Below are 15672 nucleotides of genomic sequence, written 5' to 3'. Positions count from 1 at the left end.
GCGAAGCGGTTTTCCGAAAAGATCATGCGCGAACGATAACCTAAAGCGCGATCCATCGCGCTTTAGACGGTGAGGATTTCTTTTTCCTTGGCGGCCAGCAGCTGGTCGATCTCTGAGATCGTGCCGTCGGTCGCCTTCTGCACCTCGTCGGCGTGGCGCTTCTGATCGTCCTCGGACATCTCGTGATTCTTCTCGAGCTTCTTGAGAACGTCGAGGCCGTCGCGGCGGACATGGCGGGCGGCGACCTTGGCGGCTTCCGCGTATTTGTGCGCGACCTTGACGAGCTCCTTGCGACGCTCCTCGTTGAGCTCGGGGATGCGCAGGCGCAGCACCTGGCCTTCGGTCGCCGGCGACAGGCCGAGATTGGAATCGACGATCGCCTTCTCCACCGCCTTGACCATCGACTTGTCCCAGACCTGCACCGAGATCAGGCGCGGCTCCGGCACGCTGACGGTGGCGAGCTGGTTCAGGGGCATATGGCTGCCATAGGCGTCGACCTGCACCGGGTCGAGCATCGAGGCGGAGGCGCGACCGGTGCGCAGGCCACCAAGTTCGTGCTTGAGCGACTGGATGGCGCCCTGCATGCGGCGCTTCACTTCGTTGAGGTCGAAATTATCCGTGGCCATCACGTTTCTCCTTCAAAATCCCGGCGACCTCTCCGCACCCCACTCAGGGCGCAACGACGAGCCGTCAGCCGGCGACGATGGTTCCGTGGCCGCCGCCACGCAGTACAGCGCCGATCGAACCCGGCTCCGCGATCGAGAACACGATGATAGGCAGCGACGTCTCGCGGGCAAGCGCGAAGGCGGTCGCATCCATCACCTTGTAGCCGCCCTCGATCGCCTGCGAATGGGTCAGGCGGTCGAATCGCGTCGCGGCCGGATCCTTCTTCGGGTCGGCCGAGTAGACGCCGTCGACGTTGGTCGCCTTCAGCACGGCCTGGGCGCCGATCTCGGCGGCGCGAAGGACCGCGGTCGTGTCGGTGGTGAAGAACGGATTACCGGTTCCGCCGCCGAGCAGCACGATCCGGCCTTCCGCGAGGTATTTGTGCGCCGCGGAGCGCGTGAACAGCTCGGAAATCTCCGGCATGACGAAGGCCGACAGCGTGCGCGCCGGCGTGCCCTTGCGCTCGATGGTGGCTTCGAGCGCGAGGCAGTTCATCATCGTGGCGAGCATGCCCATGGTGTCGCCGGTGGGGCGCGACACGCCGCGCGAGGAGACCTCGACGCCGCGAAAGAGGTTGCCGCCGCCGATCACGACGGCGACTTCGGTGCCGAGATGGCGCGCCGCGATCAGATCGTCGGCAACCCGATCGATGGTCGGCTGGTCGATGCCAAAGCCCTGCGGTCCCGCGAGATATTCGCCGGACAGCTTGATCACGACGCGACGATAGACCGGATCAGTCATGAGCACTTTCCTTGTCCGGGCACCGCTTCCGGCGGCACGCCGGAAGGAACGTTCCGGCGCTTACTTCTTGCCGCTGGCCGCCGCGACCTCGGCCGCGAAGTCGCTTTCCTGCTTCTCGATTCCCTCACCGAGAGCATAGCGCACAAAGCCCGCGATCTTCACCACGCCGCCGACCTTGCCTTCGGCTTCCTTCACTGCCTGCGCCACCGACTTGCCGGTGTCGTGGATGAAGGCCTGCTCGAGCAGGCAGACTTCCTTGTAGTAGGTCTTGAGGCCGGACTCGACGATCTTCTCGATCACGTTCTCGGGCTTGCCCTGCTGGCGATATTTGTCGGCAAGCACGTCCTTCTCGCGCTTGACGACCGCCGGATCGAGACCGGACGGATCGAGCGCCAGCGGGTTGGTAGCCGCGACATGCATCGCGATCTGGCGGCCAAGCGTTGCGAGCTCGTCGACCTTGCCGGGCGATTCCAGCGCCACGATCACGCCCATCTTGCCGGCGCCATCGACGACCGCGCCGTGGACGTAGCTCGACACCACGCCCTGGCTGACTTCGAGCGAAGCTGCGCGGCGCAGCGTCATGTTCTCGCCGATGGTGGCAATCGCGTCATTGATCGCGGCTTCGACCGTGACGTCGCCGATCTTGGCGGCCTTGATCTTCTCGACATCGGCGCCGACGTCGAATGCGACCTGGGCGACCATCTTGACGAGGCCCTGAAACTGGCCGTTGCGCGCGACGAAGTCGGTCTCGGAATTGACCTCGACCACGACTCCCTTGTTGCCCTTGGTAAGCGCGCCGATGAGACCCTCGGCGGCGACGCGGCCCGACTTCTTGGCAGCCTTCGACAGGCCCTTCTTGCGCAGCCAATCCTGCGCCGCTTCCATGTTGCCGTCGTTTTCGGTCAGCGCGGCCTTGCAGTCCATCATGCCTGCGCCGGTCGACTCGCGCAGGTCCTTGACCATCGCAGCTGTGATCGTTGCCATCGTTGAGAATCCTTTTTGCCTGCCGGTTTGCCGCGGCGCGGCCCGATCGCCTCGCCGCGGTCCATCTCAGGAATTCGCGTCAACTGAAATGGTGGCCGGAGCTTGTCCGGCCAACCCATCGCTCTTTTTTGACTATTCCGCTTCCGCGGTCAGCGCCTTGGCCTTGGCCACCCAGGCGTCCGCGCGGCTCGGCAGGCCGACTTCTTCGCCGATCTTGTGCGCGGTGTCGTGATCGAGCTCGGCCAGCTGCCAGAAGTGGAAGATGCCGAGGTCGTTGAACTTCTTCTCGATCGCGCCCGACACGCCCGGGAGCTTCTTGAGGTCGTCGGAAGTGCCGCGCGGACCGGCGAGGCCCTGGAAGCCGCTGGTGGCGGGCAGCTCTTCTGCAACCGGCCGAACCGAAGCGCCGACGTCGATGCCGGAATCGCCCTGCGCGCGCGAAATGCCGTCAATTGCTGCGCGCGCGATCAGGTCGCAATAGAGCGCGATCGCGCGGCCGGCGTCGTCATTGCCCGGCACCACGTAAGTGATGCCCTTCGGATCCGAATTGGTGTCGACGATCGCGGCGACCGGGATGTTGAGCCGCTGGGCTTCCTGGATCGCGATGTCTTCCTTGTTGGTGTCGATCACGAAGATCAGGTCCGGCAGACCGCCCATGTCCTTGATGCCGCCGAGCGAGCGGTCGAGCTTGTCGCGCTCGCGCTGAAGCGTCAGGCGCTCCTTCTTGGTGTAGGAGGAGGCATCGCCGCCGGCGAGCACGTCGTCGAGGTGACGCAGGCGCTTGATCGAGCCCGAGATCGTCTTCCAGTTGGTCAGCGTGCCGCCGAGCCAGCGCGAATTGACGAAGTACTGCGCGCAGCGCTTGGCCGCGTCGGCAACGCCGTCCTGAGCCTGGCGCTTGGTGCCGACGAACAGGATGCGGCCGCCCTTGGCGACGGTGTCGCTGACCGCCTGCAAGGCGTTATGCAGCAACGGCACGGTCTGCGCGAGATCGACGATGTGGATGTTGTTGCGAGCGCCGAAAATGAACGGAGCCATTTTCGGATTCCAGCGGTGAGACTGGTGACCAAAGTGCACGCCGGCTTCGAGGAGCTGGCGCATAGTGAAATCGGGTAGTGCCATCGTTCTAATTCTCCGGTTGGTTCCTCCGGAAGCGTGTGAGCAGAACAGAGCGTTGTCGCCCCGGCTGCCACCGGACGGCCTTGTGAGCCATGCTTCCGTGTGAGATGGCGCGGTGTATAGCGCGATCTCGGCCAGAAGCAAGGAAATAAGGGCCTTTCGGGGCGGCTTTCGCCCGCGGGAGGCCCCCTTCGGTAAAGACCAAGCCGCGCCCTAGCGTCTGACTAGCATCTGGGCTGGTTCGGCGGGCACTTCTTTGCCGCTGGCGGCGGAGCCGCGGGACGCGGCGGAGGCGCTGCCGGGCGCGGCGGAGGCGGCGGCGCGACAGCCATCCGGGGCGGCGGCGGTGGCGCCGGCCGGGCCATTGGCGGTGGTGGCGCGGCTCGCGCGATGGGCGGCGGCGCCGGCCGGGCGACCGCCGCGGGCGGAGCCACCCGGGCCGGTGGCGGCGGTGCAATACGCGGCGGAGGCGGCGCTGCCGGACGCGCCACGGCCGCTGGCGGCGGAGGTGTCGGTCTCGCCACGGCCTGAGGCCGCGGTGGTGGTGCCGACGGCCGGGCAGCCTGCGCAGGAGCAGCAGACGGCTGATTCTGCTGCCTGATCGGCTCCCGCACGGTCGAGGGCGGCGGCGTGACCGGTCGTCCAGCTGCGCCGGGAGGCGTGCGGGCAGCAGACGGCGAGCCAGCCGGCTCGCGGGTGGCGGACCTGTCATGTTCCCCAGGCCGTGTCCCGGGCGCGGTCTGGGCCACCGGCGGCTTCTGCGGTTGCCCGGGCGCCCCGGCCGGGTTTGCCGTGGTCGGCGTAGCTGTCGTCGGCGCGGCAGCGGTCGGTGCACCGGGATGAGCCGGCAGCGTGGTGCCGGGAGCAGCAGTCGTCGGCCCCCCCGGATGGGTCGGCGGCGGTGCGCCGGGTGCAGTGGCGGTCGGCAGCCCAGGTCTGCCGCCCGGTAGAGGCCCTGCCCCCGCTGGCGTCGGCGGCCCGCCATGGGCACCAGGAATCGGCAGCGTGTTGGCCTGGGGCAGCCTGGCCGGTGGCGCGGCAGGTGGCGTACCGGTCGGCGCGACATTGGCCGACGTTGCCGGAGGCGTTCCTGGCCTCGCCGTCGGCTGCATCGTTGCGCTCGGCGGCATCGGAGCCTTGCCCTGCTGGATCAGGGCGGCGCGCTGCACGGCCGCCTGCGGCATGGCTGGACCGGCCGGGTTGGCGCGGCCGGCAACGGCCGGCGCGAGATTGCCCGGTCCAGTCCCCGCACCCGCCGACGGCGCCGGCGGCCGGTTGATCACCGTGTTGATCACCGTCGTATTATGGATGTTCTGATAGATGATGTTGTTCGGCGGCGGCGCGACATAGATCGGTGGCCTGACGAACACAGGGATCGGCACGAACATCGGCTGCGGCAGCACGAACAGCCCGACCACGGGCAGCGGCGGCTCCAGCACGACAAAGTCGGGCGGCGGCGGCGGCAGATAGTAGACCGGCGGCGGTGGTGGCGGCGCGAAGCCAAAATCGGGATCGCTGAAATACAGCACGGGACGGTCGACATAGACCACCTCCTCCGGCGGCGGTGGCGGCACGTCGTAGTCGATCATCGCGAAGCTCGGCGGCGGCTCGGCCGGTGCGGTGAGAATCGCCAGGCGCCGGCGCGCATCCGCCGCGTGCGGACCGCGCGAATAGCGACGCAGATACGACCAATAGGCTTCCGGCGTGTCGGTGCGATAGGTCCGCCGCCATGTGATGGCCTCGCGGCGCGCCGCGACGATCGCCATCACGCGCTTCGACAGCGGGTCGCCCGGATAGGCGGCGAGAAACTCCTCGTAGGCCGGCAGCGTGTCGCGCGTGAGCGCGGCGGCATAGGCATCCTGCACGCCGAGATCGCGGATCGGCTTGTTGCGGATCGCGGCGACCTGGTCGGGTGCGGCCTCCGGCGGCGGCGCATCGGGCCCGCGCTCGAAGAACGAGAATGGCGCGGAAATCTTCTGCTCGTTCCAGGGCACCTGCGCGCCCTTGCTGGCCTCGTTGACGCGCAGGCGAACGCGGTCGAACACGTCAGGCAGCGGCAGGCCGCCGGTGCGGATCATCTCGGCCAGCGACTGCGCATAGATGCCGTAAGGTCCGGGCTCCGCGGGGGCCACCGTGCCGGGTGCGGCGTTGAACGCGATCAGCATGTTGGCGTCGGGCTCGACCAGCGCAAGTCCGCTCGCGATCTGCTGGCCGCCCTCCACGAAGGGCTGCGCCCGCGCAGCGTCGAGCACGACGATGTTGGCCTTGAGCGGAACGGATGCGAGCTGGCGCTCATAGTCGCTGATGCGCAAGCCCTCGGTCGGAATGTCTGTGTCGCGGGTAATGTTGGAATCGACCGGGATGAAATAGTTCTCACCCGCAAGCTGCACGCCGTAGCCGGCGAGATAGATCATCGCGACGGTGCCGGGGCCGGAGGCCTGCGCCTTCTGGATGAAGTCGCGAAAACTCTTGCGCAGCGTGTCGCCGTCGAGATCGCGGGCGCCGACGACGTCGAAACCCGCCGCTTGCAGCGTCTGCGCGATCAGGCCCGCATCGTTGGCGGTCGTCGCCAGCGGCGACTTGGCATAGGCGCCGTTGCCGACCACGAGTGCGATGCGCTTTTCCTGCTGCTGCGCACGCGCCGGATCCGGCGCGCCCGCGGCAAGGACCGCGATTGGCAGGAGAAGGCAGATGAAGGCTCTGAGCGTCCCACGCATGGCTTGCTTGCCCGCTATTGTTGTCGAGATACCGCCGCGCATCAGGCGCGCGGCCAGCTGAATGGCGCTTGAACGAAAGGCTGGACAACGAAAGCCTGGATAACGAAAGGCCCAACAACGAAAGGCTTGGATTGAGGCGATGACATGGCGCCGGGTGCCAACGCCAGGCGCCTGCGTCAGCTTCGCGTCAGCCTCGCGACGACAAACCGGCACGAGCCGATCAGCTCGTCAGACCAGCGCGATCAGGTCGACCGTTCCCGTCGTGAGCCGGTAGATGCCGCCGACGACCTTCAGCTTGCCCTGCTCCACGGCTGCGTTGAGGATCGGGGCTGCCGATTTCAGCTTCGCGACGTTGTCGATCACGTTCTGCCGGATCGCTTTGTCGAGGACGTCTCCACCTTGCTGCATCACAGCCTTGGCGGCGGGCGCGATCGCATCGACCAGCGAGGGGATATGGCCCGGCGGCGGCTTGTTGTCCTTGATTGCCTTCAGCGTGGCGTCGACCGCGCCGCAAGCGTCATGGCCTAGCACGAGAATCAGCGGCGCATTCAGCACGGCCACCGCGTATTCCATGCTGGCGACGGTCTCGGTGCCGGCGAAATTTCCGGCGACGCGGCAGACGAACAAATCACCACGACCGGTGTCGAAGGCATATTCCGGCGCGATGCGCGAATCGGCGCAGCTCAGCACGGCGGCGAACGGGTTCTGCCCGCCGGCCAGCGCCTCGCGCTCGTGCTTGAAATCATGCCGCCGCGACACGCCGTCGACATAACGCGCATTGCCTTCCATCAGGCGCTTCAATGATGCGTCGGGCGACAGCACGTTTTCCGGTTTGGGCGGCGCCTTGGCCTCCTTGGCGAAGGCTCTGCCGGATAAGGCGAGGCCAAGCGCCGAGGCACCTAGCAACATCGCGGACCGCCGCGAGGGCACAGTTTGATTGGAGCGATCTTCAGAGCATTTCTCGCACATTGTTCGTTCCCCGGCTGTTTCAGGAAGATCAGTGCAGACGCGTCACCCTACATCCCGGCTACGATGGCGTCACGAACCTTGACGGCCGAGTTCTGCCCTATTGCGCCAGTTTCAGTTCGGCAATCGTTGTCCTCGCCGCCGTTTCGTCCAGCGCCAGGAAATCCATCGGTCCCTGGTTCTTGTAGCCGGAGGTCATCGCGAGCGTGAGGCCGTAGCCCAGCAATCCCGTGCTCGCATTTGCGATGACGGCATTCTTGCGCTCGCTCATGCGTGCAGCGAAAAACAGGGTCTCGCCCGAACGCGCGGAAAAATCGATGCGGGTGACGCCGGGAAAGCCGGCCTCCTCCGCCACGAACTGATGTTGACCGGCCGGGCGATCGACATAGACATAAGTCCCGGTCTTCAGACCTGTGAGCGGGGCGCCGTCGAGGCGAAATTCCCAGCCGGCATCGGCGAGACCGCCATAGCCTTTTTCGCGAAGCACAACGATGCGCGTTTGGCCGGCCTTCGGCGGCCCGACCTTGCGCAGCGTCTCCGAATAATCCAGCCCGCTCCTCGCCGTCGTCTCACACCCGCACAGCAGCGCTGCGGTCACCAGCAGCAACAGCCCACGCACTAACATCAACATCACGCCCCCGAGAAATTCCCCGGACGCATGTTAGCCGAAAACATCGTCTGGTTGCAACGACGTCGCCGCCCCTACCCGCTCGGATCGGAGCGATAGGTGCATTCGCGATGGGCGGCTAGAGCTGCTGCACGTCCACGACGCCCGCGACCGCCTTGATGGCGCCGGCGATCTGCGGGGAGACCTTGAAGCGGCCGGGCAGCTTCATCTCGACCTCCGTCTCGAGGTCGAGCATCATCACCAGCGAGACCTCGCCGTCGCCGTTGGAGCGCGGCGCCGTGCCGGGACTGCCGACTTTCGGCGCGGCACCGTTCGAAGCCGCCATGTCGGGAGCGGCCAGACGCTTAGCGATCGAGTCCAGCGGCTTGGTGTCGCGCACGAAGATGCGCAGACCCTTCTGCGTCTTGGCCGCGGCCTCGTCCAGCGGCTCGGCGTGGAGCACGCGGGCGCGGACGTCCTCGCCCTGGAGCTCGGCGCCGAGCTGGAGCAGCACGGCGGCGCCCGGCTCCAGCACGTCGCGATATTGCGCGAGGCCTTCGGAGAACAGCACCGCCTCAAAGTGACCCGTAGGATCAGAGAGCCCCATGATGCCCATCTTGTTGCCGGTCTTGGTGCGCCGCTCCATGCGCGACACCACGGTGGCCGCGACCTTGCCGGCGGTGGCGCCGGTCTTCACCGCGCGCGAGAACTCGGCCCAGGACTGTACGCGCAGCCGCTTCAGCACGGTGGCGTAATCGTCGAGCGGATGTCCCGACAGGAAGAAGCCGATCGCGTCATATTCGCGGCGCAGCCGCTCGGCCGGCAACCACGGCTCGATCTGCGGCAGCATGATGGTCGGCGCGTCGGTCGAGCTGCCGAACATGTCGTTCTGGCCGATGGTCTCAGCTTCGTTCGCCCGCTGGCATGCGGCAAGGATGGAGTCCGCGCCGGCGAAGACCCGCGCCCTGTTCGGCTCCAGCGTGTCGAAGGCGCCCGCGGCGGCGAGGCTTTCGATGATGCGCTTGTTGATCGCGCGCGGCGAGACCCGCGCGGCAAAGTCGGCGAGCGAGGTGAACAGGCCGTTTTCGGTCCGCTCAGCGATGATCTGCTCGACGGCCGCAATGCCGACGCCCTTCAGCGCCGCGAGCGCGTAGTAGATGGTCTTGTCGCCCACCTCGAAGGTCGCGCCTGAGCGATTGATATTCGGCGGCTCGACCTTGATGCCGAGGCGCTGCGCCTCGGCGCGGAATTCGGAGAGCTTGTCGGTGTTGTTGAGATCGAGCGTCATCGACGCCGCGATGAACTCCACCGGATAATGCGCCTTCATGTAGGCGGTATGATAGGACACCAGCGCGTAGGCCGCCGCGTGGCTCTTGTTGAAGCCGTAATCGGCGAATTTCGCCAGCAGCTCGAAAATGGTGTCGGCCTGCCCCTTCGGCACGCCGTTCTTCACCGCACCGGCGACGAAGATCTCGCGCTGCTTCTCCATCTCGGCGCGGATCTTCTTGCCCATGGCGCGGCGCAGCAGGTCGGCGTCGCCGAGCGAGTAGCCCGACATCACCTGCGCGATCTGCATCACCTGTTCCTGGTAGATGATGACGCCGAAGGTCTCCTTGAGAATCGGCTCCAGCACGGGGTGGAGATATTCCGGCTCCTCGTCGCCGTGCTTGCGCGCGCAATAGGTCGGGATGTTGGCCATCGGACCCGGTCGATAGAGCGCGACCAGCGCGATGATGTCCTCGAAACGGTCGGGGCGCATGTCGACCAGCGCGCGCCGCATGCCCTGGCTTTCAACCTGGAACACGCCGACCACCTCGCCGCGCGCCAGCATCTGGTAGCTTTCGGCATCGTCGATCGGCAGCGTCGCGAGGTCGACATGGATGTCGCGCGGCTTGAGCAGTTTGCACGCAACGTCGAGCACGGTCAGCGTCTTTAGGCCGAGGAAGTCGAACTTCACGAGGCCGGCGGGCTCGACCCATTTCATGTTGAACTGGGTCACCGGCATGTCGGATTTGGGATCGCGATACATCGGCACGAGTTCGCTCAGGGGGCGATCGCCGATCACAATGCCGGCCGCGTGCGTGGAGGCGTGGCGGGTGAGGCCTTCGAGGCGCTGCGCGATGTCGAAGGCGCGCGCCACCACCGGGTCTTCGTCGCGAAACGCCTGGAGCTTCGGCTCGCTCTCGATCGCGGCGGCCAGCGTCACCGGCGCGGCCGGATTCTGCGGCACGAGCTTCGTGAGCTTGTCGACCTGGCCGTAGGGCATCTGCAGCACGCGGCCGACGTCGCGCAGCACGCCGCGGGCCTGCAGTGTACCGAAGGTGATGATCTGCGCGACCTGGTCGCGACCGTAGCGCTCCTGGACGTACTTGATCACCTCGCCGCGCCGGTCCTGGCAGAAGTCGATGTCGAAGTCCGGCATCGAGACGCGTTCCGGATTGAGGAAGCGCTCGAACAGCAGGCCGAATTTGATCGGGTCGAGGTCGGTGATGGTCAGCGCCCACGCAACCAGCGAGCCCGCGCCGGAGCCGCGGCCCGGCCCGACCGGAATGCCCTGGCCCTTCGCCCATTTGATGAAATCGGCCACGATCAGGAAGTAGCCCGCGTATTTCATGCGCATGATGACGTCGAGCTCGAACGCCAGACGCGCGTTGTAATCCTCTTCCTTCGTGCCTTGCGACAGGCCGTGCACGCGCAAGCGGTTGGCGAGCCCCTCCTCGGCCTGCCGCTTCAATTCGGTCGCCTCGACCGCGGCGGCATCGGAGCTTGCGGCAGCGCCGACCGTGAAGAACGGCAGGATCGGCTTGCGCGTCATCGGGCGGAACGAGCAGCGCTCGGCGATCTCCACCGTCGAGGCCAGCGCCTCCGGAATGTCGGCGAACAGCACCGCCATTTCAGCGCGGGTCTTGAAACGGTGATCGGGCGTGAGCTGCTCGCGCTCGGTCTCCGCGATCAGCCGCCCGCCGGCGATGCAGAGCAGCGCGTCATGGGCCTCGTAATCGTCGGTCGCAGCGAAATACGGCTCGTTGCTCGCAACGAGCGGCAGGCCCTTGGTGTAGGCGATGTCGATCAGGCCGCTCTCGACCCGCCGCTCCTTCTCGGTGTTGTGGCGCTGCAATTCGATGTAGAGGCGGTCCCCGAACAGGCTGGCCAGACGCTCGCAGCGCGCCGCCGCGAGCTCGGCATAACCGCCGGCAAGCGCCAGCGAAATCGGCCCGTCCGGACCGCCGGTCAGCGCGATCAGGCCTTCGGTCTCACCTTCGAGCCAGTCGAACTTGATGTGGGGAGCATGGGTGTCGGGCGTCTCCAGGAACGCGCGCGAGTTCAGCCGCATCAGGCTGCGGTAGCCGCGCTCCTGCGCAGCCAGCAGCACCACGCGCGAGGGCAGAAGCGCATTGCGCGCATTGGAATCCTGGTCGCCGAAGTCGATCGCGAGCTCGCAGCCGACGATCGGCTGGATGCCGGAGCCCGCCATCTTGTCGGAGAACTCCAGCGCGCCGAACATGTTGTCGGTGTCGGTCAGCGCCAGCGCCGGCTGATGGTCCTTTTTCGCAAGCTCGGCGAGCTTGGCGATTTTGATCGAGCCCTTGAGCAGCGAATAGGCCGAGTGAACGTGAAGGTGGACAAATCCGGCGCTCGGCATGGTCGCGTGAAGGCCTCTTGCAGATGAGATGGAGCGGTCGCCAGCACCGGAGGCATCCTGCCCTCGCTCGCCCGACTCGCCTCACAATGGTGGGACGTCACGCTGCCAGAGTCCACGCCGGAGCGGCTGATCGGCCGCGTCGTCCCGGTTTTCCCCAAGGCCACTGAAAGCGGCACTCAAGAAGGCGGCCTCCGCGCCTAGAGCTGCGGGAGCACCTGGGCCCAGATTGCGATCATCCCGACAAACAGCGCGATCGAGGCCAGTGCGGCGGCTTCTTCGACGAAAATCCTGAACATGGCGTGCTCCATGGCTAGAACGTATGAAGAACATTGTTCTCATTTCGTTCTCCGGAGTCAAGCCATCTCAGCCGCCTCGAAACGGAATGGTTAACCCGCTGAAGTCGGACAACAAAAAGCCCCGGCCGATGGCCGGGGCTTTCGCCAACCGCTCGAAGTCGAGCGATCGATATCAGTTTTTCACTCAGTACCGGCCGAGGCTCGGGCCGCCGAACTTGTAGTTCAGGCGGACGAGGCCCATGTCGACGTCCTGACGGATGCGATCGGTGCCCGCCAGGCCTGCGAAGGTGACGTCCTTGTCCTGCAGGAAGATGTGGTTGTACTCGACGCCAACCGACCAATTCGGCGCGAAACCGTACTCGAGGCCGGCGCCGATCGTGCCACCCCAACGGGTCTGGTCGTTCGAGGACAACAGGGCGCCGGTGGCGGTGCTGTAGACGTCGTACTTGCCACCGACCACTGCAGCGCCGCCCTTCGCGTAGACCAGGACGTTGTTCCAGGCGTAGCCGATCTGACCGGTGATCAGACCGAACGAGTCGATCCGCGAACGGTTGCGAGTCCCGAACCCCGGGATCGCGCTGACGTTGTCGCCCGAGAAGTCAGCCCAGTTGCCCTGACCTTCGATGCCGAACACCCACTGGCCCGACTGCATGCGGTAGCCGATCTGGCCACCGACCGTGCCGCCGGTCGCATCGTGCGAACCCTCGCGGCCACCGCCGACGAGATCCCAGGTCGAATGGGCGGAACCGCCGCCGCCGTTGACGCCGATGTAGAAGCCGCTCCAATCGTAGATCGCGGCGACCATCGCGGGCGCCTTGGTGTAAGGCCGCGCAGCGAGGTCAGCAGCCACCGCCGGTGCAGCCGCGCCGAGCGCGACAAGGCTCACAGCAGCAAGCAACAGATTCTTGTTCATTTGATTCCCGTTCCAGTTTCGTCGTTAGGCCCCCGGGCCGTGCCGTCGTCATAACAGCGCTCGACGGAATTGCTGTAGCCGCGACGCCACAGTTCGCTCCAAAGGGCCGCGCTTCATTAATGAAGGTTTATCAGCGCGCGCTGGAAACCCTTTGAAACAAGAGTTTTCATGGGTTCCAATGTCGATTACACGACATACGCAGCACGCGCGCGTAACAACGTCGCGCGCACATTCGCGTGATTGGAGAATCGAAATGCGCCGACGAATCGCTCTCCCCATTGTCGCCATATTTTCGCTCGCGCTCGCCACATTTGCGCTCACGCTCGGCGTAAGCACGCCGGCGGCTGCATTCGGCACTCACCATGCCTTCTGCCTGACCGGCGATGAATGGCCGGGGCTGAGCAATTGCACGTTCGACAGTTATGCGCAGTGCCAGGCGAGCGCGTCGGGCCGCGCCCTCACCTGCATCGCGAACCCGTATTTCGCGGGCCAGAGCGATGACCCCTACGCGTATCAGAACAGGCCGCGCGCGCAGGTGCCCGGTTATCCGGCGGGCTATCTCTCGCGCTGAGATGCGCCGCGCTCACCGGGACGCTGATATGCGGCCTGCCTTGCGTTGAGCTTCCAGTGTTGACGCAAGCTGATCCGGGCTTAAGTACGACGGAGAAATCTTGCAGGGGTGGCGACGTTCGCTGGGCTGGTTCCCGTTGACGCCACCATTGCAGGACACATGACGACATCGCAGCAAGCGACCTCGCCCCGCGCGACCGCAGCCTCCGCGCCCCATCATCTCGCCATCGTCCTGTTCTCGCTCGCGATGGGCGGCTTTGCGATCGGGACCACCGAATTCGCATCGATGAGCCTGTTGCCGTTCTTCGCCGCCGATCTCGGGATCGACGAGCCGACCGCGGGACACGCGATCAGCGCCTACGCGCTCGGCGTCGTGCTGGGCGCCCCGCTGATCGCCGTGCTTGGCGCGCGACTGGCGCGGCGCGCGCAGCTATTGGTCCTGATGGCCGTGTTCGCGCTCGGCAATGCCCTGACTGCGCTGGCGCCGGGCTTTGGCTGGATGGTCGCGGCGCGTTTTGTCTCGGGATTGCCGCATGGCGCCTATTTCGGCATCGCAGCGCTGGTCGCAGCCTCGCTGGTCCCTCAACGTCGCCGCTCGCAGGCGATCGGCCAGGTGATGCTCGGCTTGACCGGCGCCACCATCGTCGGTGTGCCCCTGGCCAATCTGATTGGGCAGGCGGTCGGCTGGCGCGCGAGCTTCGGCCTGGTGTCGGTGCTGGCGTTGCTCACGGTGCTGCTGTGCGCCCTGTTCGCGCCGCGCGACCAGGCTGGCCGGTCCGATCCGCTGCGAGAGCTCGGCGCGCTGCGAAGCGGCCGCGTCTGGATCACGCTGGCGATCGGCGCCATCGGCTTCGGCGGGATGTTCGCCGTCTACACTTATCTGGCGACGACGCTGCTCGAGGTGACCAAGGTCAGCCCCGCGGTCATTCCGTTTTTTCTGGCCGTGTTCGGCATCGGCGCCACGCTCGGCAATCTGTTCGTGCCGCGCTTTGCCGACCGCGCGCTGATGCCGACAGCGGGCTGCATTCTGCTGTTCTCAGCGCTCGCCCTCTCAGTGTTTCCGCTTGCCGCCGGCAATCCTTGGGCGCTGGCCGCAGACGTCTTCGCCATCGGCGCCAGCGTCTCGCTCGGAGCCATCCTCCAGACGCGGCTGATGGACGTCGCGGGAGACGCGCAGGCGCTCGCCGCCGCACTCAACCATTCGGCGTTCAACACTGCCAATGCGCTCGGCCCGTTCCTCGGCGGCCTCGCCATTCGCGAGGGGCTGGGGTGGACCTCCACGGGTCCCGTCGGCGCCGCGCTGGCGGTTCTGGGTTTCCTGATCTGGATCGTCGCCTATCGCGACGCCAGATCTGTGGACGCCAAGTCTGCGCCGCGCGATGTCGGCTCAGGAAGCAACGCGGCCCCACCGGCGAATCCTCCGGGGAGACGTGCACCGCCGCTGGCGCCCGACGTTCGAAACCGTTCGGATGCTGCCCGGGATCCCGTGGCTTGAGGTCGCCTCTCGTCGGGGGCATGCGTGAGGCGTCTCGGCTGTAACCTGGGCGACCTTAGCCGGCCAGCGTAACGATCAACGGTCCGCTTCGGGTTGCGATCACCGTGTGTTCGTATTGAACGGTCGGCGCTTCGGGGCTGCTGTAGAGCGTCCATGGATCATCGCCATCCTGTGCCCATTCGGCGCCAAGGGACAGGAACGGCTCGACGGTGAACACGAGGCCTTCGCTCATGACGCGGCGTTCGGAGCGATCGGGCCACGTTGCGATCTCCGTCGGCTCCTCATGCAGCGACAGGCCGACACCGTGACTGGCAAGATTCCTGACCAGGCTGTAACCGTTCTTCCGCGCAAAGGTCCCGATGGCCTGACCGATCCCGGCAATCGGTTTGTCCGCTCCAACCTGCCGCACGCCCGTCCACATCGCCCGCCTTCCATCCCTGCAAAGACGTTCGACCGCGCGGGTGACGGGGGGAACGGCGAACGAGGCTCCCGTATCCGCAAAGAAGCCGTTCCTCTCGGCTGAAACATCGATGTTCACGAGGTCGCCACGCGCGATCCGCCGATCACCCGGGATGCCGTGAGCGATCTCCTCGTTCACGCTGATGCAGGTCGCCCCGGGAAAGTCGTAGGCCAGCTCCGGAGCCGAACGTGCGCCGGCAGCCTCCAGCAGTGTTCGCCCGATCTGGTCGAGCTCGGCGGTGGTCATGCCCGGCTCGAGCGCCTTCCCCATTGCCTCCAGGGTATTGGCGACGATGCGTCCGATCTCTTTCAGGCGCGTGAGGTCGTTGTCATCCGAGATTGTCATGTCAGGCTCTTCCGAAAGCCGGGACATAGCGCTTGTGAAGGCGGCTTGCAAACGGGAGCGGTCGTTTCCAAAACGCGTTCATATCCCGTCATGTCCGCGAAACCACGCTGACACCCGACGGCAAAGCGGAAATGTCGAAATTCGACGTCG

Annotated in this window: 12 protein-coding genes; 2 read left to right on the top strand and 10 right to left on the bottom strand. The window is 66.2% G+C overall.

What is annotated here, in order from left to right; genetic code table 11:
* Positions 1-62: 62 nt before the first annotated feature.
* From frr to IVA88_RS19820, 9 genes are all read right to left on the bottom strand, one after another.
* On the bottom strand, positions 63-626 hold the full coding sequence (gene frr / locus IVA88_RS19860; protein ID WP_007603628.1) for a ribosome recycling factor: 564 nt from the start codon (positions 624-626) through the stop codon (positions 63-65).
* A 64-nt stretch (positions 627-690) separates the two neighbouring features.
* The gene (gene pyrH / locus IVA88_RS19855) at positions 691-1407 is read right to left on the bottom strand and encodes a UMP kinase (RefSeq protein ID WP_247498892.1); all 717 of its coding nucleotides are present in this window, start codon (positions 1405-1407) and stop codon (positions 691-693) included.
* 60 nt (positions 1408-1467) lie between these two features.
* Entirely contained in the window at positions 1468-2391 is a 924-nt protein-coding gene (gene tsf, locus IVA88_RS19850; protein WP_247498891.1) for a translation elongation factor Ts, read from the bottom strand.
* A 132-nt stretch (positions 2392-2523) separates the two neighbouring features.
* Positions 2524-3513 (bottom strand): 30S ribosomal protein S2, encoded by a 990-nt coding sequence (locus IVA88_RS19845; RefSeq protein WP_007603625.1) that lies wholly within the window; start codon positions 3511-3513, stop codon positions 2524-2526.
* Between the two features lie 221 nt (positions 3514-3734).
* Complete coding sequence (locus IVA88_RS19840; protein WP_247498890.1) at positions 3735-6227, bottom strand: caspase family protein; 2493 nt, start codon at positions 6225-6227, stop codon at positions 3735-3737.
* Between the two features lie 228 nt (positions 6228-6455).
* Positions 6456-7136 (bottom strand): carbonic anhydrase, encoded by a 681-nt coding sequence (locus IVA88_RS19835; protein ID WP_247498889.1) that lies wholly within the window; start codon positions 7134-7136, stop codon positions 6456-6458.
* A 157-nt stretch (positions 7137-7293) separates the two neighbouring features.
* On the bottom strand, positions 7294-7824 hold the full coding sequence (locus tag IVA88_RS19830) for a DUF2846 domain-containing protein (RefSeq protein ID WP_247500356.1): 531 nt from the start codon (positions 7822-7824) through the stop codon (positions 7294-7296).
* Between the two features lie 115 nt (positions 7825-7939).
* Positions 7940-11443: a DNA polymerase III subunit alpha gene (gene dnaE / locus IVA88_RS19825; RefSeq protein ID WP_247498888.1), complete on the bottom strand. Its 3504-nt coding sequence runs from the start codon at positions 11441-11443 to the stop codon at positions 7940-7942.
* Between the two features lie 480 nt (positions 11444-11923).
* Positions 11924-12652 (bottom strand): outer membrane beta-barrel protein, encoded by a 729-nt coding sequence (locus IVA88_RS19820; protein ID WP_247498887.1) that lies wholly within the window; start codon positions 12650-12652, stop codon positions 11924-11926.
* A 253-nt stretch (positions 12653-12905) separates the two neighbouring features.
* On the opposite strand from IVA88_RS19820, the gene IVA88_RS19815 reads away from it, so the two are divergent.
* Together IVA88_RS19815 and IVA88_RS19810 are read left to right on the top strand one after the other, a co-directional pair.
* Positions 12906-13223 carry a DUF3551 domain-containing protein gene (locus tag IVA88_RS19815; RefSeq protein ID WP_247498886.1) on the top strand — a complete coding sequence of 106 codons (318 nt, stop codon included), beginning with the start codon at positions 12906-12908 and terminating at the stop codon, positions 13221-13223.
* A 159-nt stretch (positions 13224-13382) separates the two neighbouring features.
* On the top strand, positions 13383-14717 hold the full coding sequence (locus tag IVA88_RS19810) for an MFS transporter (RefSeq protein ID WP_247498885.1): 1335 nt from the start codon (positions 13383-13385) through the stop codon (positions 14715-14717).
* 55 nt (positions 14718-14772) lie between these two features.
* On the opposite strand, the gene map is transcribed toward IVA88_RS19810, so the two are convergent.
* The gene (map, locus tag IVA88_RS19805; protein WP_247500355.1) at positions 14773-15522 is read right to left on the bottom strand and encodes a type I methionyl aminopeptidase; all 750 of its coding nucleotides are present in this window, start codon (positions 15520-15522) and stop codon (positions 14773-14775) included.
* Positions 15523-15672 lie beyond the last annotated feature (150 nt).

The organism is Bradyrhizobium sp. 149 (assembly GCF_023073915.1).
Taxonomy (GTDB): Bacteria; Pseudomonadota; Alphaproteobacteria; order Rhizobiales; family Xanthobacteraceae; genus Bradyrhizobium.
The sequence above is the reverse complement of the archived record's forward strand: the minus strand, read 5'-3'. Positions and strand labels throughout refer to the sequence as shown.